The 23,982-nt window shown below is 63.8% G+C and carries 29 protein-coding genes; all 29 read left to right on the top strand.

Annotated elements, in window-relative coordinates:
- Positions 1-82: 82 nt before the first annotated feature.
- On the top strand, positions 83-526 hold the full coding sequence (locus ACFDR9_RS06985; protein ID WP_409030532.1) for a PoNe immunity protein domain-containing protein: 444 nt from the start codon (positions 83-85) through the stop codon (positions 524-526).
- 135 nt (positions 527-661) lie between these two features.
- Complete coding sequence (locus tag ACFDR9_RS06980; protein ID WP_409030531.1) at positions 662-985, top strand: type VI secretion system Vgr family protein; 324 nt, start codon at positions 662-664, stop codon at positions 983-985.
- Between the two features lie 680 nt (positions 986-1,665).
- Entirely contained in the window at positions 1,666-2,880 is a 1,215-nt protein-coding gene (locus tag ACFDR9_RS06975; RefSeq protein WP_409030530.1) for a maltoporin, read from the top strand.
- Positions 2,881-3,055: 175 nt separating this feature from the next.
- Complete coding sequence (locus ACFDR9_RS06970; RefSeq protein WP_409030529.1) at positions 3,056-4,048, top strand: sugar ABC transporter substrate-binding protein; 993 nt, start codon at positions 3,056-3,058, stop codon at positions 4,046-4,048.
- Between the two features lie 94 nt (positions 4,049-4,142).
- Positions 4,143-5,102 carry an ABC transporter permease gene (locus ACFDR9_RS06965; protein WP_026133248.1) on the top strand — a complete coding sequence of 320 codons (960 nt, stop codon included), beginning with the start codon at positions 4,143-4,145 and terminating at the stop codon, positions 5,100-5,102.
- A 5-nt stretch (positions 5,103-5,107) separates the two neighbouring features.
- A complete protein-coding gene (locus tag ACFDR9_RS06960) occupies positions 5,108-5,899 on the top strand; it encodes an ATP-binding cassette domain-containing protein (protein WP_035788861.1) in 792 nt (263 codons plus the stop codon).
- The gene (locus ACFDR9_RS06955; RefSeq protein ID WP_026133249.1) at positions 5,892-6,347 is read left to right on the top strand and encodes an RbsD/FucU family protein; all 456 of its coding nucleotides are present in this window, start codon (positions 5,892-5,894) and stop codon (positions 6,345-6,347) included. Before ACFDR9_RS06960 ends, ACFDR9_RS06955 begins: the two co-directional genes overlap by 8 nt.
- A 176-nt stretch (positions 6,348-6,523) precedes the next feature.
- Positions 6,524-7,768, top strand: a complete 1,245-nt coding sequence (locus tag ACFDR9_RS06950; RefSeq protein WP_017878315.1) for an ROK family transcriptional regulator — start codon at positions 6,524-6,526, stop codon at positions 7,766-7,768.
- A gap of 246 nt (positions 7,769-8,014) precedes the next feature.
- Complete coding sequence (locus ACFDR9_RS06945) at positions 8,015-8,818, top strand: ABC transporter ATP-binding protein (protein WP_026133251.1); 804 nt, start codon at positions 8,015-8,017, stop codon at positions 8,816-8,818.
- Positions 8,815-9,600 (top strand): lipid asymmetry maintenance ABC transporter permease subunit MlaE, encoded by a 786-nt coding sequence (mlaE, locus tag ACFDR9_RS06940; protein ID WP_017878317.1) that lies wholly within the window; start codon positions 8,815-8,817, stop codon positions 9,598-9,600. Before ACFDR9_RS06945 ends, mlaE begins: the two co-directional genes overlap by 4 nt.
- A gap of 54 nt (positions 9,601-9,654) precedes the next feature.
- Positions 9,655-10,125 (top strand): outer membrane lipid asymmetry maintenance protein MlaD, encoded by a 471-nt coding sequence (mlaD, locus tag ACFDR9_RS06935; protein ID WP_026133252.1) that lies wholly within the window; start codon positions 9,655-9,657, stop codon positions 10,123-10,125.
- Positions 10,122-10,979, top strand: a complete 858-nt coding sequence (locus ACFDR9_RS06930) for a VacJ family lipoprotein (protein WP_409030528.1) — start codon at positions 10,122-10,124, stop codon at positions 10,977-10,979. Before mlaD ends, ACFDR9_RS06930 begins: the two co-directional genes overlap by 4 nt.
- Before the next feature lie 31 nt (positions 10,980-11,010).
- A complete protein-coding gene (locus ACFDR9_RS06925; RefSeq protein ID WP_017878320.1) occupies positions 11,011-11,652 on the top strand; it encodes a phospholipid-binding protein MlaC in 642 nt (213 codons plus the stop codon).
- Positions 11,653-11,668: 16 nt separating this feature from the next.
- On the top strand, positions 11,669-11,989 hold the full coding sequence (locus tag ACFDR9_RS06920; protein ID WP_017878321.1) for a lipid asymmetry maintenance protein MlaB: 321 nt from the start codon (positions 11,669-11,671) through the stop codon (positions 11,987-11,989).
- Between the two features lie 219 nt (positions 11,990-12,208).
- Positions 12,209-13,123 (top strand): ABC transporter ATP-binding protein, encoded by a 915-nt coding sequence (locus ACFDR9_RS06915; RefSeq protein WP_409030527.1) that lies wholly within the window; start codon positions 12,209-12,211, stop codon positions 13,121-13,123.
- Complete coding sequence (locus ACFDR9_RS06910; protein WP_409030526.1) at positions 13,120-13,881, top strand: ABC transporter permease; 762 nt, start codon at positions 13,120-13,122, stop codon at positions 13,879-13,881. The genes ACFDR9_RS06915 and ACFDR9_RS06910 overlap by 4 nt, the downstream gene beginning before the upstream one ends.
- Before the next feature lie 176 nt (positions 13,882-14,057).
- The gene (locus tag ACFDR9_RS06905) at positions 14,058-14,294 is read left to right on the top strand and encodes a BolA family protein (protein WP_017878324.1); all 237 of its coding nucleotides are present in this window, start codon (positions 14,058-14,060) and stop codon (positions 14,292-14,294) included.
- A 6-nt stretch (positions 14,295-14,300) separates the two neighbouring features.
- The gene (murA, locus tag ACFDR9_RS06900) at positions 14,301-15,551 is read left to right on the top strand and encodes a UDP-N-acetylglucosamine 1-carboxyvinyltransferase (protein WP_409030525.1); all 1,251 of its coding nucleotides are present in this window, start codon (positions 14,301-14,303) and stop codon (positions 15,549-15,551) included.
- 4 nt (positions 15,552-15,555) lie between these two features.
- Positions 15,556-16,236 carry an ATP phosphoribosyltransferase gene (gene hisG / locus ACFDR9_RS06895; protein WP_017878326.1) on the top strand — a complete coding sequence of 227 codons (681 nt, stop codon included), beginning with the start codon at positions 15,556-15,558 and terminating at the stop codon, positions 16,234-16,236.
- Positions 16,237-16,252: 16 nt separating this feature from the next.
- Positions 16,253-17,587 carry a histidinol dehydrogenase gene (gene hisD / locus ACFDR9_RS06890; RefSeq protein WP_409030524.1) on the top strand — a complete coding sequence of 445 codons (1,335 nt, stop codon included), beginning with the start codon at positions 16,253-16,255 and terminating at the stop codon, positions 17,585-17,587.
- Positions 17,584-18,510 carry a DNA-methyltransferase gene (locus ACFDR9_RS06885; RefSeq protein WP_409030523.1) on the top strand — a complete coding sequence of 309 codons (927 nt, stop codon included), beginning with the start codon at positions 17,584-17,586 and terminating at the stop codon, positions 18,508-18,510. The genes hisD and ACFDR9_RS06885 overlap by 4 nt, the downstream gene beginning before the upstream one ends.
- 13 nt (positions 18,511-18,523) lie before the next feature.
- Entirely contained in the window at positions 18,524-19,615 is a 1,092-nt protein-coding gene (gene hisC / locus ACFDR9_RS06880) for a histidinol-phosphate transaminase (RefSeq protein WP_409030522.1), read from the top strand.
- A 20-nt stretch (positions 19,616-19,635) separates the two neighbouring features.
- Positions 19,636-20,226 (top strand): imidazoleglycerol-phosphate dehydratase HisB, encoded by a 591-nt coding sequence (gene hisB, locus ACFDR9_RS06875; protein WP_017878330.1) that lies wholly within the window; start codon positions 19,636-19,638, stop codon positions 20,224-20,226.
- Positions 20,227-20,278: 52 nt separating this feature from the next.
- On the top strand, positions 20,279-20,917 hold the full coding sequence (gene hisH, locus ACFDR9_RS06870; RefSeq protein WP_409030521.1) for an imidazole glycerol phosphate synthase subunit HisH: 639 nt from the start codon (positions 20,279-20,281) through the stop codon (positions 20,915-20,917).
- Between the two features lie 57 nt (positions 20,918-20,974).
- Positions 20,975-21,745: a 1-(5-phosphoribosyl)-5-[(5-phosphoribosylamino)methylideneamino]imidazole-4-carboxamide isomerase gene (gene hisA, locus ACFDR9_RS06865; RefSeq protein WP_017878332.1), complete on the top strand. Its 771-nt coding sequence runs from the start codon at positions 20,975-20,977 to the stop codon at positions 21,743-21,745.
- 111 nt (positions 21,746-21,856) lie between these two features.
- Complete coding sequence (gene hisF, locus ACFDR9_RS06860) at positions 21,857-22,618, top strand: imidazole glycerol phosphate synthase subunit HisF (protein ID WP_409030520.1); 762 nt, start codon at positions 21,857-21,859, stop codon at positions 22,616-22,618.
- Between the two features lie 35 nt (positions 22,619-22,653).
- Positions 22,654-23,094: a phosphoribosyl-AMP cyclohydrolase gene (gene hisI / locus ACFDR9_RS06855; RefSeq protein WP_409030519.1), complete on the top strand. Its 441-nt coding sequence runs from the start codon at positions 22,654-22,656 to the stop codon at positions 23,092-23,094.
- On the top strand, positions 23,091-23,462 hold the full coding sequence (locus ACFDR9_RS06850) for a phosphoribosyl-ATP diphosphatase (protein ID WP_017878335.1): 372 nt from the start codon (positions 23,091-23,093) through the stop codon (positions 23,460-23,462). Before hisI ends, ACFDR9_RS06850 begins: the two co-directional genes overlap by 4 nt.
- A gap of 12 nt (positions 23,463-23,474) precedes the next feature.
- Positions 23,475-23,846 (top strand): histidine triad nucleotide-binding protein, encoded by a 372-nt coding sequence (locus tag ACFDR9_RS06845; RefSeq protein WP_017878336.1) that lies wholly within the window; start codon positions 23,475-23,477, stop codon positions 23,844-23,846.
- The last annotated feature ends 136 nt before the right edge of the window (positions 23,847-23,982 follow it).

Genomic DNA, 23,982 nt, shown 5'->3' with positions numbered 1-23,982 from the left:
GGGCGGTTTTGGTGGCATGCACGCATGATGCGTTATCCACGATTCGTTTACAACAACTTTCTACGCTGTACGCTCAGGCTGAATAGTCACAATATTTGTAGCCCCAAAGGAGAAACGTCCCGAGTTGATGACGGGATACCTGGACGACTGGTACCATGCCAGCCGCCGCGAGCCATATCACGACAGCCATACCCGAGGCACGAGCTTCATGGGTTACTGGGCATGGGAAGCCGCCGCCATCACCTACCTGCTCGACATTGACGACCGCAGCTTCCGCGACGCGCAATTTTATCCGAAGGATTTGGTTGATTTCGCCAGAAGCATACAGGCTGAGCCGACTCACTCAGGCGCTCCGGTGCAGCCAGACGGAGAGCTTCGCGCAACTGCGGGTCAGCCGTGCCCCAAGACGGGCCGGTGGGAAGTGCTTGATATTCCGCCGCAAGTAAAATCGTACCAACAAGGCGAATTGATGCTCAACCTTGGTTCCGCGTACGGCTTGACTGTGTGGCGTTACATGGACGTTTGAAAGCCCATTTGGCCGGTCGCGCCCGTCGCTGCGGCGCCACGCCAAGGCGCACCGCGGCACCGACGAGCTGAACCTGGCCACCTGCGCCACCAGAGCGACAACCAGCGCCTGGCCAAGGCCGGCTTCGGCGCCGAATTGAAAACCGAGCACGCCGCCGCGCTGCGCGCCGGCCAAGGGATGCTGCTGTCGAGCGACGCCCGCAACGGCGCCAGCGGCAGCCAGCTCGACTCGAAGGAGGCGCAGTCGCAGATCGAGCGCAGCCACGAACTGCAACTGAGCATGGCCGGCACCGCGCAAAAGCACAACGCCGGCCTCAAGGACGACAAGGGCCGAGCCGGCACCGGACCAATTGCCGGCGATCGCCCAGATGGCCAACAGCGTCGAGGTGCTCAAGGGTACGGACGGCGGCGGCGGGCCCGCAATCACGCGCATACCATTTTGCTCAAGCGTGTAAAGTAAGAACATCGGAAAAGACCAGAAATATGACGTTGAAATCCGCCATCTGACGCAAGTGGCTTGGCCATGATTTAGCGCGCACAATCCGTTGATTTGCAATGTATTTTTGAACGTATCGCCGCCCGAGTTATCGACCGGCCGCGCTGCCCGGCATCGACGTCGACGCCGGCGGCTACGTCGGTCAAGACGCCTATCAGTAACGAACAGGCCACCGGCGCTCTGGGCGGTAGGCCGCAAGTTGCTCTCGGCAGGCTGCGCGCCTGAGTAGGCTAACCCAGCCGCAGGGCGGGCCAAAGGGCAATCGCCCGGCATTCGGCCCAGATCACCTCCTATCAACTCAAGTTATTCCTGCTCTTCCTTGGCGTCGCCGAACCGGTAGTCCGCATAAGAACTGACGGTGTGGCTCTCGCGCGCCGCAAGCAAGGGTGCGCTTGGGCGCCGGCCTTCTCTCCCTCTTCCTCCCGCGTTTGTTGTATTTTTGCCTTGACGCAAACTAGGTCTTTACTGCCCAGCTCAAACAGGATTATTGTTTACGTTAATAAATCAAAGTGATTTATTAATTTACGGGCTGGCAACGGCACCGTGGAACTGGGGAAATTTGCCCTCGCCAAACAAGGCGTCGCACCCACAGCGGCGCCCGGAAAAAACCGTGTGGTCTGAAGGCCGCACCGATAAAAACGGAGATGAAATCAATGAAAACGATGAACAAATGCGCAGTTGCTATGGCCGTGCTGGGCACGCTGATGGGGCATGCCTCGGCCGGCGAGGCGGAAGGCATTTTCCACGGCTACTTCCGCACTGGCGCGGGTAGCAATTCGTCCGACGGTTCGCAGGCGTGCTATAGCCTGCCGGGCGCCGGCGACTACCGCCTGGGCAATGAATGCACGACCTATGGCGAGTTGGCATACACCAAGGAGCTGGCCAAGGCCACTAACGGCGTTAGTTTCGTCGGCACAGTGCGCACGGTGTTCCAGGACGGCGTGGGCGTATCCGATTCGGACAAGAGCTTCAAGCTGGGCGAGGTGTTCATGGAAGCCAAGAATCTGGAGTTTCTCAACGGCGCCACCTTGTGGGTCGGCAAGCGTTTCTATGACCGTCCGGACATCCATATCATCGATTTCAAGTACATCCACGGCGACGGCATCGGCGCCGGCGTGCAGTCGATTCCGGCCGGCCCGGGCAAGTTCAGCTACGCCTTGATGCGCAACAACAACGCCCGCGATTCTGACGCCAGCCGTCACATCTTCAGCTACGAGGAATTGCCGGTAAACACGGACGGCACGCTGAAGTTCGACCTGACCCTGATCAAGGCCGACAGTTCGGTGGCAAATACGCACAATGGCTGGTCGCTGTCTGCGCTGCACAAGCAGAACAAGGTGCTGGGCGGCGACAACGTGTTCGGCGTGCAGTACGGCGTCGGCCCGGGTATCAAGATCGGCGGCACCGACAGCCTGGCCTTCGCTTCGGACGTCACCCGCACCCGTGTGTTCGACACCTTGTACTGGCAGGTAACGCCGGAGTTCGGCGGCTCGGCCGTGGTCCTGGTGCAGAAGGATAAGAGCGACGCCGGTAGCCAGACCTGGACCTCGGCCGGCGTGCGCCCGGTCTACGCCTTGACCGACAATTTCAAGCTGCAACTGGAAGTGGGCCACGACCGCATCACCTCGCGTAGCGGCGGCGCGGCGCAGCAATTGAGCAAGGTGACGTTTGCGCCGACGGTCGCGCTGGCGAAGAATTTCTGGTCGCGTCCGGAGTTGCGCCTGTTCCTTACTTACGCGAAGTGGAATAAGGCGGCGCAGCAAGCCGCGGCGGCCGGCAGCGCCTTGTCGAGCACCGGCGTGTTCGGTGGCAAGACCGAGGGCGCCTCGGCTGGCGTGCAGGTTGAAACCTGGTTTTAAACCCGGTCGCAAGCGGGCCGCACAGGCCAATTTTTTGGCCCGCAAAATATATAAAAGCACTTGTTTTATTAATTATCCGGGGGTATATTGAACTTGGGTGCCGCCGTTGGCGGTGGCGCCCCAGGCCGAGGCACTCGCCCTCCCGGTAAAACAAATAGATTCTGGAGACAGCAACATGAACGTCAAACACTGCATCGCACTGGCTATCTTAACGGCAACCGGCGGCGTCGCCATGGCCGAGGAACCAATCGTCGGCCTGATCACCAAGACCGATACTAATCCCTTCTTCGTGAAAATGAAGGAAGGCGCGCAGCACCGCGCCAAACTGAAGGGCGCCAAGCTGTTGACGGCGGCCGGGCGCGCCGACGGCGACAACGCCGGCCAGGTCACGGCGATTGAAAACATGGTGGCCGCCGGCGCCAAGGCGATCATGATCACGCCCAACGATTCGAAGGCCATCGTGCCGGCCATTAAGAAGGCCCGCGCCGCCGGCGTGCTGGTGATCGCCCTCGACAGCCCGACCGAGCCGCAGGACGCCACCGACGCGCTGTTCGCCACCGACAATTACAAGGCCGGCTTGCTGATCGGCCAATACGCCAAGGCGGCCTTCGCCGGCAAGCCCGCCAAAATCGCCACGCTGGACTTGTTCCCCGGCCATCCTGTCGGTATTTCCCGCCACAACGGTTTCCTGGCGGGCTTCGGCGCGCCGGGCGTCAGCGCCAAGACGATCGAGCTGGTCAAAACCGCCGACGTGGTCTGCATGGCCGACAGCTTCGGCGACCAGGGCAAAGGCCAGACGGCGATGGAAAACTGCCTGCAGAAAAATCCCGACATCAACCTGGTGTACACCATCAACGAACCGGCCGCCGCCGGCGCCTACAAGGCGCTCAAGGCCCTCGGCAAGGAAAAGAACGTGATGATCGTCTCGGTCGATGGCGGCTGCGCCGGCGTGCGCGACGTCAAGGCCGGCGTCATCGCGGCGACCTCGCAACAGTATCCGCTGAACATGGCGGGCCTGGGCGTCGAAGCCGGCGTCGAGTACGCCAAGAGCGGGAAAAAGGCCAGCGGCTACGTCGACACCGGCGTTACCCTGATCAGCGACAAGGCGCAAAAAGGCGTCGAGAGCCGCGACACGGTGTTCGGCCTGAGCTCTTGCTGGGGTAAATAAGCCCACGCCGGCGGCCGCGCTCTGGCGGGCCAAGCGCCCTGCCGACCGCGGCCGCCGGCGCGCCCCCTTTTCCCCTATTGAATATGGATAATGTATGAGTTCCTCCCTCCCGAAATTTCTGCCGTCGATCGCAACACTGGGGCCGGTTATCGCCTTGCTCGCCGCCTGCCTGTTCTTCGCGTCGCAGAGCGAGCGTTTCTTCAGCGGCCAGAATTTTTCCCTGATATTGCAGCAAGTGATGGTCGTCGGCATCATCGCGATCGGCCAGACGCTGATCATCTTGACCGCCGGCATCGATTTGTCGTGCGGCATGGCGATGGCGCTGGGATCGGTCGTCATGACCAAATTCGCCGTCGACCTCGGCATGAACCCCTATCTGGCGGTGCTGTGCGGCATCGCCGTCACCGTGCTGATCGGCTTTATCAACGGCGCCCTGGTCACCTCGATCAAGTTGCCGGCGTTTATTGTCACGCTGGGCACGATGAACATCGCCTTCGCCGTCACACAGTTGTACTCGCAAGCCCAAACCATCACCGGGCTGCCGGAATCGATGGGTTTTTTCGGCAACACCTTCCAAATCGGCCAAGCCACCTTCACCTTCGGCACCGTGCTGATGCTGGGGCTGTACGTGCTGACCTGGCTGTTCCTGCGCGACACCGCGCCGGGCCGGCACATCTACGCGGTCGGCAACAACCCCGAGTCGGCGCGGCTGACCGGTATCGCCACCAATAAGGTTTTGCTGGGCGTCTACATGCTGGCCGGACTGTGCTACGGCATTGCCGCGCTGATGTCGGTGGCGCGCATGGGCGTCGGCGATCCGCAGGGCGGCCAGACCGACAACCTCGACAGCATCACCGCGGTCGTGCTCGGCGGCACCAGCCTGTTCGGCGGGCGCGGCTCCATCATGGGCACCCTGGTCGGCGTGCTGATCGTCGGCGTGTTCCGCAACGGCCTGACCCTGATGGGCGTGTCCTCGGTGTACCAGATCCTGGTGACGGGCATCCTGGTAATCTTGGCAGTGGCAACCGATCAACTTACACATAAGAAAGGTTGATCATCATGACAAGCAATGTGCAACCCGTATTCCAGGCCCGCGGCCTGGTCAAGCGCTACGGTAGTGTAACCGCCCTCGACGGCACCGATTTCGATTTGCTGCCGGGTGAAATCCTCGCCGTCATCGGCGACAACGGCGCCGGCAAGTCCTCGCTGATCAAGGCCCTGTCGGGCGCCACCGTGCCCGACGAGGGCGAGATGCTGCTCGACGGCAAGCCGGTGCATTTCAAGTCGCCCATCGACGCGCGCCGTTACGGCATCGAGACGGTGTACCAGGACTTGGCCGTGGCCCCGGCGATGACGATTGCCGAGAACCTGTTCCTCGGCCGCGAGTTGCTGCGTCCGGGCATGATTTCCAGGTTCCTGCGCATCATCGACAAGAAAAAGATGCTGGCTGAGGCCGAGGCCCATATGCGCGATCTGAAGATCGGCATCCGTTCCATGAAGCAAGCCGTCGGCACCCTGTCCGGCGGCCAGCGCCAGGGTGTGGCGGTGGCGCGCAGCACCGCTTTCGCCAAGCATGTCGTGATCCTCGACGAGCCGACCGCCGCGCTCGGCGTCAAGGAGGGCAATATGGTGCTCGAGCTGATCCGCAACGTGCGCGACCGCGGCCTGCCGGTGATTTTAATTAGCCACAATATGCCGCATGTGTTCGAGATCGCCGACCGCATCCACATCCAGCGGCTCGGCCGGCGCGTCGCCGTCGTCAATCCTAAGCACATCAGCATGTCCGACACCGTTGCCGTGATGACCGGCGCCAAGAACGTCGAGGAATTACCGGAGGAAGCCCGTGCTTAAAGGAATCGATCCACTACTCAGCCCGGAATTGCTGAAGATCTTGTGCGAAATGGGCCATGGCGACGAAGTCGTGCTGGTCGACGCCAACTTCACCGGCCAGACCTTGGGCGCCGGCAAGCCGCTGGTGCGCTTGCCGGGCGTCGACCTGGCGCGCGCCTGCGCGGCGGTGTTGTCGGTGTTGCCGCTGGACGACAAGGTGCGCCAGCCGGTCGCCTTCATGAAGGTGTGCGAGACGGCCGACGGCTATTTGTCGGGCTTGCAGCGCGACTTGCTGGCGCAGTTCGCCGACAGCGGCGCGGCCCAGCCGGCGCAGTGCGAGGCGCTTGAGCGCTTCGCTTTTTATGCGCGCGTCAAGGGCGCCTACGCTATCGTGCAGACCGGGGAAATGCAGCCTTACGCGAACTTCCTGTTCAAGAAGGGTGTGCTTGGCGCGCCGTTGGCGGCCTAGCTTTACGCTGACAAGCAAGGGGGTCGGACCCGCGGGGTCTGACCGCGGTTCGGCGCCGCGGCGTTGTTTTGCCGCCGGCGGCGCCTTGGCCGTTCTGGCATGCGGCGGGGCGGGCCGCTGGATATGTAATAAAATGAATGTGTTTTACGCCTGTAGAAATCGGACCCAGCCCCATCATGTTAGACACCTTTACCGAGTCGTCCGCGCCGCAAGCGGCCAACGACGATATTCAATGGCTGCGGCCGCGCGGCTCGAACCAGATCGGTATGAGCCAGTTCAACGAGCGGGTGGTGCTGCAGGCGGTGCGCTTGCACGGTAGCATGCCGAAGGCCGACCTGGCCCGGCTGACCAATCTGAGCACGCAAACGGTTTCCCTGATTATCAATCGCTTGCTCGAGGAGGGTTTGGTCAGCAAACTCGCGCCGGTGCGCGGCAAGGTCGGCCAGCCATCGGTGCCGATCATGCTCAATCCGGACGGCGCTTTTTCGATCGGTATCAAGATAGGCCGGCGCAGCCTGGACGTGTTGCTGGTCGACTTCGTCGGCAAGACGCGCGAGCGCTTTTCGCTGTCCTACCCCTTCCCCGCAGCCGACACCGTGTTCGGCCAGATCGAGTCGGCACTGAAGAGCATGGCCGTGCTGCTGGGGCCGAAGCTGCTGCCGCGCCTGTGCGGCATCGGCATCGCCGCGCCGTTTCAACTGGGCGGCTGGCAAAACCTGTTGGAGATGGCGCCGGAACAAGCCAACGAGTGGGACCACATCGACATTCGCCAGCGCGTCCAGGCGATGACGCCATTGCCGGTCGAGTTCGCGAAGGACACGGCGGCGGCCTGCGTCGCCGAACTGGTGCTCGGGCGCGGGCGCAGCATCAAGAACTTCCTGTACGTGTTCGTCGGTACCTTCATCGGCGGCGGCCTGGTCATCAACAGCCATTTGCACGGCGGCCTGCACGGCAACGCCGGCGCCGTCGGCTCCTTTCCGCTCGGCCTGGCCACGGCCGGCGCCAGGAACCCGCCCGGCCAGTTGCTGGGCGACGCCTCGCTGTTCAACCTGGAGCAGTTGTTCAGCCTGGCCGGGCTGGACCCGGCCGCCGCCCACGACGGGCGCGCGCTGCAGGAACCCTTCGTTACGCACACCGTCACCTGGCTCGACGACGCCGCGCGCGCCATCGCGCTGGCCATCAACAGCGCCACCTGCCTGCTCGACTTGGAGGGGGTGATCATCGACGGCTCGTTCGACCGCGGCTTGCTCGACCAGTTGCTGGCCCAGGTCGAGCGCGCGCAGGAATGCTATAGCTGGGAGGGCACCGCCCGCCCGCAGGTGCTGGGCGGCACCGTCGGCGCCGACGCGCGCGCCGTCGGCGGCGCCTTCCTGCCCTTGTACGCGCATTTCGCGCCGGACCGCGACTTGTTTCTCAAGTAAGCTGTAGCGGCGGCGATAAAATGAAGCAAAGGCGTCAAACCGGGGCCAGGCGGGGCCGCCGCGTCCCGTAGCGGCGCCGCGCAGGTGTTGCGTATTGGCACATTGCAACATTTTTACAATTGAATATCTGACTATTCGTTCATTAATGTTGTATTCTTAACTTTTTTGAGGTCCAAAAAAGGCCGCCCTCTGCAGACATTGGTAGTTCTGCACTACAATACGCCATTAAAAAAAAAGAGCTTCGTTGTGCCTAATCTTGTCGAAATCCGCGATCTACACTTTGCCTATGGAAAGCGTTCGATTTTATCGGGCCTTCAGATGGATTTCCCACGCGGCAAAGTGGTTGCCGTCATGGGCGGTTCCGGTAGCGGCAAGACCACGGTGTTGCGCCTGATCGGCGGCCAGTTGCGCCCCAGCTCGGGCTCGGTCAACGTCGACGGCCAAATCGTCCATTCGCTGGAAACCGACGAGTTATACCAGTTGCGCCGCAAAATGGGCATGCTGTTCCAGCACGGCGCCCTGTTCACCGACCTGACCGCGTTTGAAAACGTCGCCTTCCCGCTGCGCGAGCACACCGACTTGCCGGAAGAGTTGATCCGCAACCTGGTGCTGATGAAATTGCACGCGGTCGGCCTGCGCAACGCCGCCCAGTTGAAGCCGGCCGAAATTTCCGGCGGCATGGGCCGCCGCGTCGCGCTGGCGCGCGCCATCGCGCTCGACCCGGAACTGATCATGTACGACGAGCCCTTCGCCGGACTCGACCCGATTTCCATGGGCGTCGCCGCCAACCTGATCCGCAACCTGAACGACGCGCTCGGCTCGACCTCGATCCTGGTCTCGCACGACGTCAAGGAATGCTTCGCCATCGCCGACTACGTGTATTTCCTGTCGTCGGGGAAAGTCGTTGCGCATGGCACGCCGGTCGAGATGGCCGCGTCGAACCACCCCTACGTCAAGCAATTCGTGCACGCCGAGGCCGACGGCCCGGTGCCCTTCCACTATCCGGGCCGCTCGCTGGCCGACGACCTGGGTCTGGGGAGGTCCGCATGATCGCCCTCGATGTCCTGGCGGCCATCGGCGCCTGGCTGCGCACCGCGGTCGAAACGCTGGGCTTCACCATGCGCGCCTTCTTCACCGTGCTGGGCGCCTCGGGCGGCCTGCTGCGGCGGCCGCGCCTGCTGACCGAACAGCTGTATTTCCTCGGCACCCATTCGCTGGTCATCATCGTCGTCTCCGGCCTGTTCGTCGGCATGGTGCTGGGCCTGCAAGGTTATTACACGCTCAACAAATACGGCTCCGAGCAGGCGCTCGGCCTGCTGGTGGCGCTGTCGCTGACGCGCGAACTCGGTCCGGTCGTCACCGGGCTGCTGTTCGCCGGGCGCGCCGGCACCTCGCTGACGGCCGAAATCGGCTTGATGAAGGCCGGCGAGCAATTGTCGGCGATGGAAATGATGGCAGTGAACCCGATCCAACGGGTGCTGGCGCCGCGCTTTTGGGCCGGCGTGATCGCCATGCCCTTGCTGCAGGCGATTTTTACCGCGGTCGGCATTTTCGGCGCCTACCTGGTCGGCGTGCAGTTGATCGGCGTCGACGAGGGCTCGTTCTGGTCGCAGATGCAAAGCGGCGTCGATATCTGGAAAGACATCGCCAACGGTTTCATCAAAAGCATGGTGTTTGGCGTCGCCATCACCTTTATCGCCTTGTTCCAGGGGTACCAGGCCGAGCCGACCCCGGAAGACGTCGCCGGCGCGACCACGCGCACGGTCGTGATTTCCTCGCTGATGGTGTGGTGGCTGGATTTCATGATGACGGCTTTGATGTTCAGCAAGTAGTCGAATCGTATGTCAGCAGAACAAGCCTGCTGGCGAAAATCATTTAGGATTGTTATGCAACGTAAATCAATGGATGTATGGGTGGGTTTGTTTGTGCTGCTGGGCGTGATCGCGCTGATGTTCCTGGCCTTGAAGGCCGGTAACATGAGCACCATCTCGTTTGCCAAGACCTATGCCGTGACCGCCAAATTCGACAATATCGGCGGCTTGCGGCCGCAGGCGCCAGTCAAGGGCGCGGGCGTGGTGGTGGGCCGGGTGGCGAATATCACATTTGACGACAAGCAATACCAAGCCCTGGTCACGATGCATATCGAAGAAGGGTATAAATTTCCCAAGGACAGCTCGGCGAAGATTTTGACGGCCGGCCTGCTGGGTGAGCAATACATCGGCATTGAAGCGGGCGGCGACACCAACAATCTGGTGACCGGCGATAAAATCAGCAGGACCCAATCTGCCACCGTGCTGGAAGACCTGATCAATCAGTTCATCTACAGCAAGGCTGCGGAAGGAAAGGATAGTAAATGAGCCACAGCACCAAGACCACCGCCATGAACCTGAGCAAGCTCGCCTTCGCGCTGGCCGCCACCGCCGCACTGGGCGGTTGCGCCACCGCCAACAATCCGAACGATCCGTTCGAGGGTTTCAACCGCGGCGTGTTCACCTTCAACGACACCGTCGACAAGGTCGCGCTCAAGCCGGTGGCCAAGGTCTACAAGGCGGTGCTGCCGTCGTTCGTGCAAACCGGGGTCGGCAATTTTTTCGGCAACCTGGCCGACGTCTGGAGTTCCGCCAACAACCTGATGCAGGGCAAGGGCGAGGCCGGCATGTCCGACTTCACCCGTGTGATGCTCAATTCCAGTTTCGGTATACTGGGCTTGTTCGACATCGCCAGCGAGGCGGGCTTGACCAAGCACGACGAAGACTTCGGCCAGACCCTCGGTTACTGGGGCGTCACGTCCGGCCCGTATATCATGCTGCCGCTGCTGGGACCGTCGACGATGCGCGACACGGTCGCGTTGCCGCTCGACATCAAGGCCGACCCGTGGGGCTACAAGGACCCGGTCAACGTGCGCAACATCGGCAGCGGCGTGCGCCTGATCGACAAGCGCGCCTACCTGCTCGACGCCTCGAACCTGCTGGAAGGCGCCGCGCTGGACCGCTATGAATTCGTCCGCGACGGTTACTTGCAGCAACGCGAAAACAAGATTTTCGGCGCCGACGGCAATCCGCGCAACAAGGCCAAGAAGGACGACGCGGCCGCGCTCGACACCGGCGCCGGCGCACCCGTCGCCGCGGAAATCGCCGCGCCGCTGTCATCCGAACCGGCCGTCAAAGAGTTAACCATGGAAGCGCCGGCCGGGCACAACGCCAGCCTGTAACCCGTTCAACCAATATGGAAGGTAAACACACATGAAATTAGTGAAACAACTGCTAGGCGCCGCCGCCATGGCCTTCGCCCTGAGCGCCCAAGCCGCCGCCCCCGCCAACGAAGCGCCGGACGCGCTGGTCAAGCGCATCAGCCAGGAAGTGCTGGAAGTGGCCAAGGCCGACAAGGAAATCCAGGCCGGCAACCAGAACCGCGTGATGGACCTGGTTGAAAGCAAAATCCTGCCCTACGTCGATTTCGAGCGCATGACCGCGCTGGCCGCCGGACGCCACTGGCGCGACGCCACCGCCGAGCAGAAAAAACTGTTGTCGGCGGAGTTTCGCACCCTGCTGATTTACACCTACTCGGGCGCCTTGTCGCAGGTCAAGAACGAAACCGTGGAATTCAAGGCCCTGCGCGCCCAGCCTAGCGACACCGAAGTCGAAGTGCGCTCCCAGGTCAACGTCGCGCGCGGCGAGCCGGTCATGCTGAACTACCGCGTCGCCAAGGGTCCGGCGGGCTGGAAGATCTACGACATCAACGTGCTGGGCGCGTGGCTGGTCGAAACCTACAAAGGCAGTTTCGCCAGCGAAATCAGCAAATCGGGCGTCGACGGCCTGATCAAGACCCTGGCCGAGAAGAACAAGAAGCTCGCCAGCAAGCCGATCAAAGCCGCAAGCAAATAAGCCAGAGAAGTCCACCATGCCAGACCCGCTCGATACCCTGCAATCGCTGACTTCGCTGACAGTGCTCAACGCCAAGGCGGCGTTGGAGCAGGGTGTCGACGCGATCAAGTCCGGCCAGACCGTGTTCGACCTGCGCAACGTCAGCCAGGTCGACTCGGCCGCCGTGTCGGTGATGCTGGCGTGGCAACGCGCCGCCGACGCGGCCGGCCTGAAGCTGGAACTGAAGAACCTGCCGCCCAAGCTGAAAAGCCTGACCCGGCTGTACGGCGTCTGCGACCTCGTGTCGAGCACGCTGAAGGCGACCGACGCCAGTCCGGCCGACCTGCACCATCATTGACCCTGTCCCCGCCGCTACCCCTGTTCCGCTCCCGCGCTCCAAGCCGGTAATTGCCGGTTCGACTCTTCCGAGTTGAATTTCCCATATAATTGAACGTTGCACGGCCGGACAATCGCCTGTGCGTCGGCAATGTCGGCTCGCGTTGCGCCGACCCGACCGGCCCATGCACCCGAGCCGCTCCGGCGCGCCACATTGCAGCACCCTATACAGAAGCCAAGCATGACAGCAATCCAAATTACGAATGTCGAGAAGAGCTACAAGTCGCTCAAGGCGCTGGGCGGCGTCTCGCTGGCCATCGAAGAGGGCGAGTTCTTCGGCCTGCTGGGTCCGAACGGCGCCGGCAAGACCACCTTGATCTCCATCATCGCCGGCCTGATCCGGCCCGATGGCGGCAGCGTCAAGATCCACGGCCACGACGTCGTCGGCGACTTCCGCGCCGCCCGCAAAGCGCTCGGCGTGGTGCCGCAGGAACTGGTGTTCGACCCGTTTTTCACGGTGCGCGAGACGCTGCGCCTGCAATCGGGTTATTTCGGCCTGAACAACAACGACCGCTGGATCGACGAGGTGATGGAAAACCTCGACCTCACCAGCAAGGCCGACACGAATATGCGCGCGCTGTCGGGCGGCATGAAGCGGCGCGTGCTGGTGGCCCAGGCGCTGGTGCACAAGCCGCCGGTGATCGTGCTCGACGAGCCGACCGCCGGTGTCGACGTGGAGCTGCGCCAGACGCTGTGGAAGTTCATCGCGCGCCTGAACCGCGAGGGCCACACCGTGGTGCTGACCACCCATTACCTGGAAGAGGCGCAGGCCATGTGCCAGCGCGTCGCCATGCTCAAAAGCGGCAAGGTGGTGGCGCTGGACACGATGTCGGCGCTGATCCGCCGCATCTCCGGCTCGCAACTGGTGCTGCACCTGAAGAGCGGCGCGCTGCCGGCCGACCTGCGCCACCTGGTCACGCATCCGGACGAGGCGGCGCCGCCGAACAAGTTCAGCCTGCGCGTCAACGAATACGCCGAAGTGGAGAAGATCCTGGCGCGCCTGCGCGAGAGCGGCGCCGTGATCGACGAAATGCAATTGCAACAAGCCGATCTGGAAGACATCTTCCTGCAGATCATGGACAAGGGAACATTATGATATCGACGGGTTTCCGCACCCTGGTCTACAAAGAAACGCTGCGCTTCTGGAAGGTGGCGACCCAGACCGTGGCCGCGCCGGTGCTGACGGCCATGCTGTACCTGCTGGTGTTCGGCCACGTGCTGGAAGGCCACGTCGAAGTGCACCCGGGCGTCAGCTACACCGCCTTCCTGATTCCCGGCCTGGTGATGATGAGCGTGCTGCAAAACGCCTTCGCCAACGCCTCGTCGTCGCTGATCCAGTCCAAAATCACCGGCAACCTGGTGTTTGTGCTGCTCACGCCGTTGTCGCATTGGGAGATTTTTTCGGCCTACGTGCTGGCGGCGGTGCTGCGCGGCCTGGCCGTCGGCGGCGGCGTGTTCGCCGTCACGGTCTGGTTCGCCGACCTGTCGTTCGAGGCGCCGCTGTGGATTTTGCTGTTCGCCTTCCTGGGCGCGGCCATGCTCGGCACCATGGGCTTGATCGCCGGCATCTGGGCCGAGAAGTTCGACCAGCTGGCGGCGTTCCAGAATTTCCTGATCATGCCGGCCACCTTCCTGTCGGGCGTGTTCTATTCGATCCACTCCTTGCCGCCGTTCTGGCAATCGGTCTCGCATTTGAACCCGTTCTTTTATATGATAGACGGCTTTCGCTACGGCTTTTTCGGCAAATCCGACGTCAACCCGCTGCTTAGCCTGGCCATCGTCGGCGGCTTTTTGATCATGCTGGCGCTGCTGTCGATCCGCCTGCTGAAAAGCGGCTACCGGCTGCGCCACTAGCCGTTAAGTTAAGATGCCGGGGAATACATTACAACCACAGGCATGGAGCCGGGGTCGGATCCCCAGCGCCAAGGCGAGAAGGTCTGACCCCGGGTTCGCGCCTCTGGTTTCTTGTCCGGGCCAGCGGCCTTTGAATACCTGATTCAACACCACTTATTACGCACCAAGGAAAAATCGTGACCACCACCCCAGAACTGATTCACGGCTATCTCGCCGCCGGCCTCGAATGCACCCATTTGGAAGTGGAAGGCGATGGCCAGCACTTCACCGCCGTGATCGTCTCGCCGGCCTTCGCCGGCAAGCGCCTGATCCAGCGCCACCAGCTGGTCTACGCGGCCCTGGGCGACCGCATGCGCGAGGAAATCCACGCGCTGTCGATGAAAACCCTGACCCCAGAAGAATACCAAGGATAAGCAAGCATGGATAAGCTCCTCATTCAAGGCGGCAAGCGCCTGTCCGGCGACATCGCCATCTCCGGCGCGAAGAACGCCGCCCTGCCGATCCTCTGCGCCGGCCTGCTGACCGCGGGCGACCTGGAACTGAGCAACGTGCCGCATCTGCACGACGTCAAGACCATGCTCAAGCTGCTCGGCCAGACCGGCCTGAAGGTCGCCCGGGACGACGACCGCGTGGTGCTCAACGGCGCCGCCATCGACACCCTGGAAGCGCCCTACGAGCTGGTCAAGACCATGCGCGCCTCGATCCTGGTACTCGGTCCGCTGCTGGCGCGCTTCGGCCAGGCCAAGGTGTCGCTGCCGGGCGGCTGCGCCATCGGTTCGCGCCCGGTCGACCAGCACATCAAGGGCTTGCAGGCGCTCGGCGCCGAGATCACCATCGAGGGCGGCTACATCTACGCCAAGTGCAAAAAGCTCAAGGGCACCCGCATCGTCACCGACATGATCACCGTCACCGGCACCGAGAACCTGCTGATGGCGGCGACCCTGGCCGACGGCGAAACCATCCTGGAAAACGCCGCGCGCGAGCCGGAAGTGACCGACCTGGCCAACCTGCTGGTGAAAATGGGCGCCAAGATCGAAGGCATCGGCACCGACCGCCTGGTCATCCAGGGCGTCGCCGAACTGCACGGCGCCAGCCACGCCGTCATCGCCGACCGCATCGAAACCGGCACCTTCCTGTGCGCCGTCGCGGCCACCGGCGGCGACGTCACGTTGAAAAACACCCGCGTCGACATCCTCGACGCCGCCCTCGACAAGCTGCGCGACATGGGCCTGGTGATGACCTTCGGGCCGGACTGGATCCGCGCGCAGATGTCGCGCCGGCCGACCCCGGTGAGCTTCCGCACCACCGAATACCCGGGCTTCCCGACCGACATGCAGGCGCAGTTCATGGCCGTCAACACCGTCGCCGGCGGCGCCAGCCGCGTCACCGAGACCATCTTCGAGAACCGCTTCATGCACGTGCAGGAAATGAACCGCCTGGGCGCGGCCATCACCATCGAAGGCAAGACCGCCATCATCGCCGGCGTCGAGCGCCTGCGCGGCGCGCCCGTGATGGCGACCGACCTGCGCGCCTCGGCCTCGCTGGTGATCGCCGCCATGGCCGCCGAGGGCGAAACCCTGATCGACCGCATCTACCACCTCGACCGCGGCTACGACCGCATGGAAGTGAAGTTGTCGGCGGTGGGCGCCGACATCGTGCGCGTGAAATAAGGGGATGACCATGAACCGATCGAACCACGGCGACACCTCCCAGCTGATCCTGGCGCTGTCGAAGGGCCGCATTTTCGACGACACGCTGCCGCTGCTGGAAGCGGCCGGCATCACGGTGCTGGACAATCCGGAAACCTCGCGCAAGCTGATCCTGGAGACCAACGATCCGAACGTGCGCGTCATCATCGTGCGCGCCACCGACGTGCCGACCTACGTCCAATACGGCGCCGCCGACTTCGGCGTGGCCGGCAAGGACGTGCTGCTCGAGCACGGCGGCGAGGGCCTGTACCAGCCCATCGACCTGAACATCGCGGCCTGCCGCATGTCGGTCGCCGTCAAGGCCGGCTTCGACTACGACACCGCGGTGCGCCAGGGCGCGCGCCTGCGCGTGGCGACCAAGTTCGTGCAGACCGCGCGCGAGCATTTCGCCGCCAAGGGCGTGCACGTCGACCTGATCAAGTTGTACGGCTCGATGGAGCTGGCGCCGCTGGTGGGCCTGTCCGACGCCATCGTCGACCTGGTCAGCACCGGCAGCACGCTGCGCGCCAACAACCTCGTCGAGGTCGAGCACATCATGGAGATCTCCTCGCGCCTGGTGGTCAACCAGGCCGCGCTCAAGCTCAAGCGCGAGCGTCTGCAGCCGATCATCGAAGCATTTGAACGCGCCTCAAAAAACCAAGGCTAGTCCGCTGGAACCCATTATGTCGATTACGATACGCAAGCTCGATTCAACCCAAGACGATTTCAAACAATCACTGGACGCGCTGCTTGCGTTCGAAGCCGGCACCGACGCGGCGATTGAAACCGCGGTGGCCGCCATCTTGGCCGACGTCAAGGCGCGCGGCGACGCCGCCGTGCTGGAATACACCAACCGCTTCGACCGCATCCCGAACGGCGGCGCCGCCGGCATGGCCGCCTTCGACGTTTCGCAGGAAGAGTTGCAGGCCGCGCTGACGGCGCTGCCGGCGGCCCAGCGCGAGGCGCTGCAAACGGCCGCCGTGCGCGTGCGCGCCTTCCACGAACGCCAGAAGCGGGAGCTGCAGGGCTTCAGCTACACCGAGCCGGACGGCACGGTGCTGGGCCAGAAGATCACGCCGCTGGACCGGGTCGGCATCTACGTCCCGGGCGGCAAGGCGGCGTATCCGTCGTCGGTGCTGATGAACGCGATTCCGGCGCAGGTCGCCGGCGTCGCCGAAATCATCATGGTGGTGCCGACCCCGGACGGCGTGAAGAACCAGATGGTGCTGGCGGCGGCGGCGATCGCCGGCGTCACCCGCGTCATCACCATCGGCGGCGCGCAGGCGGTCGGCGCGCTGGCGCACGGCACCGCGACCATCGCCGCGGTCGACAAGATCGTCGGCCCCGGCAACGCCTACGTCGCCGCCGCCAAGCGCCGCGTGTTCGGCATCGTCGGCATCGACATGATCGCCGGCCCGTCCGAGATCCTCATCATCTGCGACGGCACTACCGACCCGGACTGGGTGGCGATGGACCTGTTCTCGCAGGCCGAGCACGACGAACTGGCGCAGGCGATCTTGCTGTGCCCGGACGCCGACTACATCGCCCGGGTCGAGGCCAGCATCCACAAGCTGCTGCCGACGATGCCGCGGCAAGAGACCATCCGCACCTCGCTGGGCGACCGCGGCGCCCTGATCAAGGTGCGCGACATGGCCGAGGCCTGCGCCATCGCCAACGCCATCGCCGCCGAGCACCTGGAGATTTCCGCCGAAGAGCCGCAGCAGTACGCCGACCAGATCCGCCACGCCGGCGCGATGTTCCTGGGGCGCTTCTCGTCCGAGTCGCTGGGCGACTATTGCTGCGGCCCGAACCACGTGCTGCCGACCTCGCGCACCGCGCGCTTTTCGTCGCCGCTGGGCGTGTACGACTTCCAGAAGCGCTCGTCGATCATTTATGTCAGCGAAGCCGGCGCGCAAACGCTGGGCAAGGTCGCGGCCGAACTGGCCTACGGCGAAGGCTTGCAGGCGCACGCCCGCAGCGCCGAATTGCGCTTGACGCCAACGCCACCGGCGCCATGAGCGACGGTACGGCTTGGATCAACCAGGTGTTCTGCGAGGACGCGCTGGCCGGGCTGGCGCGCATCCCGGACGCGTCCATCGACTTGATCCTCACCGATCCGCCCTACAACCTGGGCAAGGACTACGGCAACGCCTCGGACCAGCAGACGGTGGCCGACTACCTGCGCTGGACCGAGCGGTGGATTAGCGCCGCGCTGCCCAAGCTGAAGCCGAACGGCAGCCTGTACATCTTCCTGACCTGGCGTTTTTCGCCGGAGATCTTCGTCATGCTGAAGCAGCGCATGACGATGATGAACGAAATCATCTGGGACCGCCGGGTGCCGTCGATGGGCGGCAGCGTGCGCAGCTTTTCGTCGGTGCACGACACCATCGGCTTTTTCGTCAACCGCAAGGACTACTACTTCGACCTGGACTCGGTGCGCATCGCCTACGACGCCGCCACCAAGAAGGCCCGCTCGCGCTCGATTTTCGTCGGCGCCAAGTGGCTCGAAGTGGGCTACAACCCCAAGGACCTGTGGAGCGTCTCGCGGCTGCACAAGGAACACCCGGAGCGGGCCGACCACCCGACCCAGAAGCCGCTCGAAATCATCGAGCGCATGGTCAAGGCTTCCTGCCCGCCGGACGGCGTGGTGCTCGACCTGTTCATGGGCAGCGGCACCACCGCGCTGGCGGCCAAGCGCTGCGGGCGCCAGTTCGTCGGCTTCGAGCTGAACCAGGACTACTGCGACATCATCAACGCCCGCCTGCTGGCGCTGGACCAGGCCGAGCCGGAGAAGAAAAAACCGGTCAAGCGCGCCGCCAAGGCCGCGGCCAAGCCGGCCGCGAAAGTGGCCAAAGTCGCCAAAAAGGTCGCCACGCCCCGCGCCAAGAAAGCCGCCGCCAAGCCAGCCAAGAATTCCATATCCGAAGAAGTCTCACTTTAGGAGCGTTTGCAGCATGTCTTTCATCGAAAACCTCATCAGCAACACGATTCGCGCCGACGTCCGCGAGATCGGCGTGTACCACGTGCCTGACGCGAGCGGTTACATCAAACTCGACGCGATGGAAAACCCGTACCTGCTGCCCGAGCATCTGCGCGCCGAGCTGGGCCAGCGCCTGGCCACGGCCATGCTGAACCGCTACCCGGTGGCCGACTACGCGACGGTGAAGGCGAAGATTTGCCGGCACCTGGGCGTGCCGGCCGGTTACGACGTCTTGCTCGGCAACGGCTCCGACGAGCTGATCTCGATCATGGCGATGGCCACCGCGCGCCAGGACCGCCGCGCCGTGCTGATGGCGCCGGTGCCGGCCTTCGTCATGTTCTCCCGCTCGGCCCAGTTCGCCGGCATGGACTTCGTCGGCGTGCCGCTGCGGGCCGACTTCACGCTCGACCGCGCCGCCATGCTGGCGGCCATCGCCGAGCACCAGCCGGCGCTGCTGTTCCTGGCCTACCCGAACAACCCGACCGGCAACCTGTACGACGCCGACGACATGGTCGCGCTGATCGAGGCCATGGGCGAGCACGGCATCGTCGTCGTCGACGAAGCCTACGAGCCGTTCGCCCAGCACAGCTTCATGGGCCGCCTGCCGCGGTTCCCCAACCTGGTGGTGATGCGCACGCTGTCCAAGCTGGGCCTGGCCGGCATCCGCCTCGGCTACATGTCGGCCGCGCCCGAACTGCTGGAGCAGTTCGACAAGGTGCGTCCGCCGTACAACGTCAACGTGCTGACGCAGACCGCGGCCGAGTTCGCGCTCGACCACATCGACGTGCTGAACCAACAGGCGGCCGCGCTGCGCGCCGCGCGCAGCGACTTGAGCGCGCGGCTGGCGGCGCTGCCGGGCGTCGAAGTGTTCCCGTCGGCGGCGAATTTCCTCCTGATCCGGGTGCCCGATTCGGCAGAAGTGTGCGCAAAACTGCACGCCCACAAGGTATTAGTCAAAAATATGGGTAAAATGCATGCTGTGCTGGCCAATTGCGTCCGCGTCACCGTCAGCACCCCGGAAGAAAATTCCGTATTTCTCGATGCCATAACGGCATCGCTCGCATAGCCAATCGCCAGAGCCTCCCCATGAACCGCACCGCTGAAATCACGCGCACGACCAACGAGACGCAAATCCGCGTCGCCATCAACCTCGACGGCACGGGCTTGCAAAAGCTCAACACCGGCGTGCCCTTCCTCGACCACATGCTCGACCAGATCGCCCGCCACGGCTTGATCGACCTCGACATCGAAGCGACCGGCGACGTGCACATCGACAACCACCACACGGTGGAAGACGTCGGCATCACGCTCGGCATGGCGGTGGCCAAGGCCATCGGCGACAAGAAGGGCATCCGCCGCTACGGCCACGCCTACGTGCCGCTCGACGAGGCGCTCTCGCGCGTGGTGCTGGACTTCTCCGGCCGCCCGGGCATCGAGTACCACATCCCGTTCACCCGCGCGATGATCGGCGGCTTCGACGTCGACCTGACGCTGGAGTTCTTCCGCGGCTTCGTCAACCATGCGCTGGTGAGTTTGCATATCGACAACCTGCGCGGCAGCAACGCCCACCACCAGTGCGAAACGGTGTTCAAGGCCTTCGGCCGGGCGCTGCGCATGGCCGCCGAACTCGACGAACGCGCCGCCGGCACGATTCCGTCGACCAAGGGCAGCCTTTAACCGCGCCGGAGGGGCGCGCCCTTCCGGATTGTCTTTAGTTTTGATTGGCACTATGAATAAAATTGTTGTGGTTGACTACGGCATGGGCAACCTGCGCTCGGTGGCGCAGGCCCTGCGCGCGGTCGCGCCGGACGCCGACGTGATCATTTCCGGCGGCGTTGCCGATATCGACAGCGCCGACCGGATCGTCTTGCCCGGCCAGGGCGCGATGCCCGACTGCATGCGCAGCCTGCGCGAATCGGGCGTGCTGGAAGCGCTGCTGCGCGGCGCCGCCAGCAAGCCGCTGATGGGCGTGTGCATCGGCGAGCAGATGCTGTTCGACGCCAGCGAGGAGGGCGACGCCGCCGGCCTGGGCTTGCTGCCCGGCAAGGTCGTGCGTTTCCAGCTCGACGGCCAGGTGCAGCAGGACGGCTCGCGCTTCAAGGTGCCGCAGATGGGCTGGAACCAAGTTCGGCAAACGGCGTCTCATCCTTTGTGGGCGGGCATTCCGGACGACGCGTATTTTTACTTCGTGCACAGCTATTTCGCCCAGCCGGAAGTGGCCGCGCACACGGTCGGCCAGACCGTGTACGGCGCGCCGTTCAGCTGCGCCGTGGCGCGTGATAATATCTTCGCCACCCAGTTCCACCCTGAAAAAAGCGCTGCCGCGGGTTTGCAGCTCTACAAGAACTTCGTCCACTGGCAACCGTAACCCGGGCGCCGGTGTTTGCCGTTTCTTCCCCTTTCCACTCATAAATCAAACCTGACCATGCTGCTTATTCCTGCCATCGACCTGAAAGACGGTCACTGTGTACGCCTGCAACAAGGCGATATGGAACTCGCCACCGTTTTCTCCGACAACCCCGCCGACATGGCGCGTCATTGGCTGCGGCAAGGCGCGCGGCGTTTGCACCTGGTCGACTTGAACGGCGCCTTCGCCGGCAAGCCGAAGAACGAGGGCGCCGTCAAGGCGATCCTGAAGGCGGTGCAGGAGTTCGCCGTCGAAAACGGCGTCGATGAGATTCCGGTGCAACTGGGCGGCGGCATTCGCGACCTCGACACCATCGAGCGCTACCTCGACGCCGGCATCAGCTACATCATCATCGGCACGGCCGCGGTGAAAAGCCCGGGCTTCCTGCACGACGCCTGCAGCGCCTTCCCGGGCCACATCATCGTCGGCCTCGACGCCAAGGACGGCAAGGTCGCCACCGACGGCTGGAGCAAGATGTCGGGCCACGAGGTGATCGACCTGGCGAAAAAGTTCGAGGCCTACGGCGTCGAATCCATCATCTACACTGACATCGGCCGCGACGGCATGATGGGCGGCATCAACATCGAGGCCACCGTCAAGCTGGCGCAAGCGGTGAAGATCCCGGTCATCGCCTCCGGCGGCCTGCACAACCTGGGCGACGTCGAAGCGCTGTGCGCGGTGCAAGCCGAAGGCATCGAGGGCGTCATCTGCGGCCGCTCGATCTACGAGGGCACGATCGACCTGGCGTCGGCGCAACTGCGCGCCGACGAACTGAGCGACGCCGCCTAACAGCGGCCGCCCACGCGCCCGCCGCGCCGCCCCAAGCGGGCGCGGCGGCGGGCGGCGGCGGGCGGCGGCTTATCCGGGGCCAGCGCGCCCCGGCTTTATATTGGTTCCATCATGCTTGCTAAACGAATTATCCCCTGCCTCGACGTGACCAACGGCCGCGTCGTCAAAGGCGTCAACTTCACCGAATTGCGCGACGCCGGCGACCCGGTCGAGATCGCGCGCCGCTACGACGAGCAGGGCGCCGACGAGATCACCTTCCTCGACATCACGGCGTCGAGCGACAACCGCGGCTTGATTTTCGACATCATCGAGGCGGTCGCCTCGCAAGTCTTCATTCCGCTCACCGTCGGCGGCGGCGTGCGCGTGGTCGAAGACGTGCGGCGCCTGCTCAACGCCGGCGCCGACAAGGTCAGCATCAACACCTCGGCGGTGACGAATCCGCAACTGGTGTTCGACGCCTCGCAAAAACACGGTTCGCAATGCATCGTCGTCGCCATCGACGCCAAGCAAGTGTCGCCCGGCAAGTGGGAAGTGTTCACCCACGGCGGCCGCACCGCCACCGGCCTGGACGCCTTCGAGTGGGCGAAGACGATGGAACGGATGGGCGCCGGCGAAATCCTGCTCACCAGCATGGACCGCGACGGCACCAAGATCGGCTTCGACCTGGGCTTGACGCGCGGCGTCTCCGACGCCGTCGGCATCCCCGTCATCGCCTCCGGCGGCGTGGGCGGCTTGCAAGACCTGGCTGATGGGATCAAGATAGGCAAGGCGGACGCCGTGCTGGCGGCCAGCATTTTCCATTACGGCCAGCACACGGTGCAGGAGGCCAAGCGTTTCATGGCGCAACAGGGCATACCAATGCGCCTGGCGTAAGCCTGCGGTCGATTGCAACAAGAACAGGAACACAGATGCAGAACCCAACGACAAGCGCAAGCAATGCCAAATGGCTCAAGAAGGTCAAGTGGGACGAGAACGGCCTGGTGCCGGTGATCGCCCAGGAGGCCGGCAGCAACGACGTGCTGATGTTCGCCTGGATGAACCGCGACGCGCTGGCGCGCACCGTCGAGCTGGGCGAGGCGGTGTACTGGAGCCGTTCGCGCAAGAAATTGTGGCACAAGGGCGAGGAATCGGGCCACACCCAGAAGGTGCTGGAGATCCGCCTCGACTGCGACGAAGACGTGGTGCTGCTGAAGATTGAACAAACCGGCGGCATCGCCTGCCACACCGGGCGCCACTCCTGCTTCTTCCAGAAGTTCGACGGCGACGAGAAAACCGGCGAATGGCAGGTGGCCGAGCCGGTGCTGCAAGACCCCGCAACGATTTACCCCGACACGGCAAAGACAAAATGAGCGAAACACTGAACCGCCTGGCCGAAATCATCGAGTCGCGCAAACTGATCAACGGCGGCGACCCCGACACCTCGTACGTGGCGCGCCTGTTCGCCAAGGGCGACGACGCGATCCTGAAGAAAATCGGCGAAGAGGCGACCGAGACCGTCATGGCGGCCAAGGACGCGCGCCGCGACAACGACAGCGCCAAGGTGCTCTACGAGTGCGCCGACCTGTGGTTCCACTCGCTGGTGATGCTGGCGCAGTTCAACCTGACGCCGCAGCAAGTGCTCGACGAGCTGGCGCGGCGCGAGGGCATCTCGGGCATCGAGGAAAAAGCGGCGCGCAAGGACGAGCTGCGCGACGCCGACGAATCGAACAAACACTAAGCCGGAGCCGCCGTGGACAACTGCATTTTCTGTAAAATCGCCGCCAAACAAATTCCCGCCAGCGTGGTCTACGAAGACGACGACCTGCTGGCCTTCAAGGACATCAACCCGGCCGCGCCGGTGCACCTGCTGGTGATTCCGAAGCGCCACGTGGCGACCCTGTCCGAGTGCGACGACAGCCACACGCTGGTGCTGGGTAAAATGCTCAGCCTGGCGCCGAAGCTGGCGCTGGAATTCGGCTGCGCCGTCTCGTACGACGCCGACGGTACGCCGAACGGCGGATACAAGACCCTCATTAATAGCGGTCCCGACGGCGGCCAAGAGGTGTACCATCTGCACCTGCATCTGTACGGCGGCCCGCGGCCGTGGCGCGGCCAGCACTGAGTCCGGCGTCGCGGCGGGCGCCAGGCTTGACGCGAGCGCCGCGGCCCCCAGTGTGACAGGCACATGACATGCGCGCATCGCTTATACTGTGCGCTGGTGGTTCGACGATTTCGGGCGCATACCGTCCGGCAAGGAG

Source organism: Janthinobacterium sp. CG_23.3 (assembly GCF_046115965.1).
Classification (GTDB): domain Bacteria; phylum Pseudomonadota; class Gammaproteobacteria; order Burkholderiales; family Burkholderiaceae_D; genus Janthinobacterium.
The sequence above is the reverse complement of the archived record's forward strand: the minus strand, read 5'-3'. Positions and strand labels throughout refer to the sequence as shown.

Excerpts from the sequence above, each read along its gene's own strand:
- ACFDR9_RS06975 (WP_409030530.1), top strand. The coding sequence starts at position 1,666 with ATGAAATCAATGAAAACGATGAACAAATGCGCAGTTGCTATGGCCGTG.
- ACFDR9_RS06970 (WP_409030529.1), top strand. The coding sequence starts at position 3,056 with ATGAACGTCAAACACTGCATCGCACTGGCTATCTTAACGGCAACCGGC.
- ACFDR9_RS06965 (WP_026133248.1), top strand. The coding sequence starts at position 4,143 with ATGAGTTCCTCCCTCCCGAAATTTCTGCCGTCGATCGCAACACTGGGG.
- ACFDR9_RS06960 (WP_035788861.1), top strand. The coding sequence starts at position 5,108 with ATGACAAGCAATGTGCAACCCGTATTCCAGGCCCGCGGCCTGGTCAAG.
- ACFDR9_RS06950 (WP_017878315.1), top strand. The coding sequence starts at position 6,524 with ATGTTAGACACCTTTACCGAGTCGTCCGCGCCGCAAGCGGCCAACGAC.
- mlaE (WP_017878317.1), top strand. The coding sequence starts at position 8,815 with ATGATCGCCCTCGATGTCCTGGCGGCCATCGGCGCCTGGCTGCGCACC.
- mlaD (WP_026133252.1), top strand. The coding sequence starts at position 9,655 with ATGCAACGTAAATCAATGGATGTATGGGTGGGTTTGTTTGTGCTGCTG.
- ACFDR9_RS06930 (WP_409030528.1), top strand. The coding sequence starts at position 10,122 with ATGAGCCACAGCACCAAGACCACCGCCATGAACCTGAGCAAGCTCGCC.
- ACFDR9_RS06925 (WP_017878320.1), top strand. The coding sequence starts at position 11,011 with ATGAAATTAGTGAAACAACTGCTAGGCGCCGCCGCCATGGCCTTCGCC.
- ACFDR9_RS06920 (WP_017878321.1), top strand. The coding sequence starts at position 11,669 with ATGCCAGACCCGCTCGATACCCTGCAATCGCTGACTTCGCTGACAGTG.
- ACFDR9_RS06915 (WP_409030527.1), top strand. The coding sequence starts at position 12,209 with ATGACAGCAATCCAAATTACGAATGTCGAGAAGAGCTACAAGTCGCTC.
- ACFDR9_RS06910 (WP_409030526.1), top strand. The coding sequence starts at position 13,120 with ATGATATCGACGGGTTTCCGCACCCTGGTCTACAAAGAAACGCTGCGC.
- murA (WP_409030525.1), top strand. The coding sequence starts at position 14,301 with ATGGATAAGCTCCTCATTCAAGGCGGCAAGCGCCTGTCCGGCGACATC.
- hisG (WP_017878326.1), top strand. The coding sequence starts at position 15,556 with ATGACCATGAACCGATCGAACCACGGCGACACCTCCCAGCTGATCCTG.
- hisD (WP_409030524.1), top strand. The coding sequence starts at position 16,253 with ATGTCGATTACGATACGCAAGCTCGATTCAACCCAAGACGATTTCAAA.
- ACFDR9_RS06885 (WP_409030523.1), top strand. The coding sequence starts at position 17,584 with ATGAGCGACGGTACGGCTTGGATCAACCAGGTGTTCTGCGAGGACGCG.
- hisC (WP_409030522.1), top strand. The coding sequence starts at position 18,524 with ATGTCTTTCATCGAAAACCTCATCAGCAACACGATTCGCGCCGACGTC.
- hisB (WP_017878330.1), top strand. The coding sequence starts at position 19,636 with ATGAACCGCACCGCTGAAATCACGCGCACGACCAACGAGACGCAAATC.
- hisH (WP_409030521.1), top strand. The coding sequence starts at position 20,279 with ATGAATAAAATTGTTGTGGTTGACTACGGCATGGGCAACCTGCGCTCG.
- hisA (WP_017878332.1), top strand. The coding sequence starts at position 20,975 with ATGCTGCTTATTCCTGCCATCGACCTGAAAGACGGTCACTGTGTACGC.
- hisF (WP_409030520.1), top strand. The coding sequence starts at position 21,857 with ATGCTTGCTAAACGAATTATCCCCTGCCTCGACGTGACCAACGGCCGC.
- hisI (WP_409030519.1), top strand. The coding sequence starts at position 22,654 with ATGCAGAACCCAACGACAAGCGCAAGCAATGCCAAATGGCTCAAGAAG.
- ACFDR9_RS06850 (WP_017878335.1), top strand. The coding sequence starts at position 23,091 with ATGAGCGAAACACTGAACCGCCTGGCCGAAATCATCGAGTCGCGCAAA.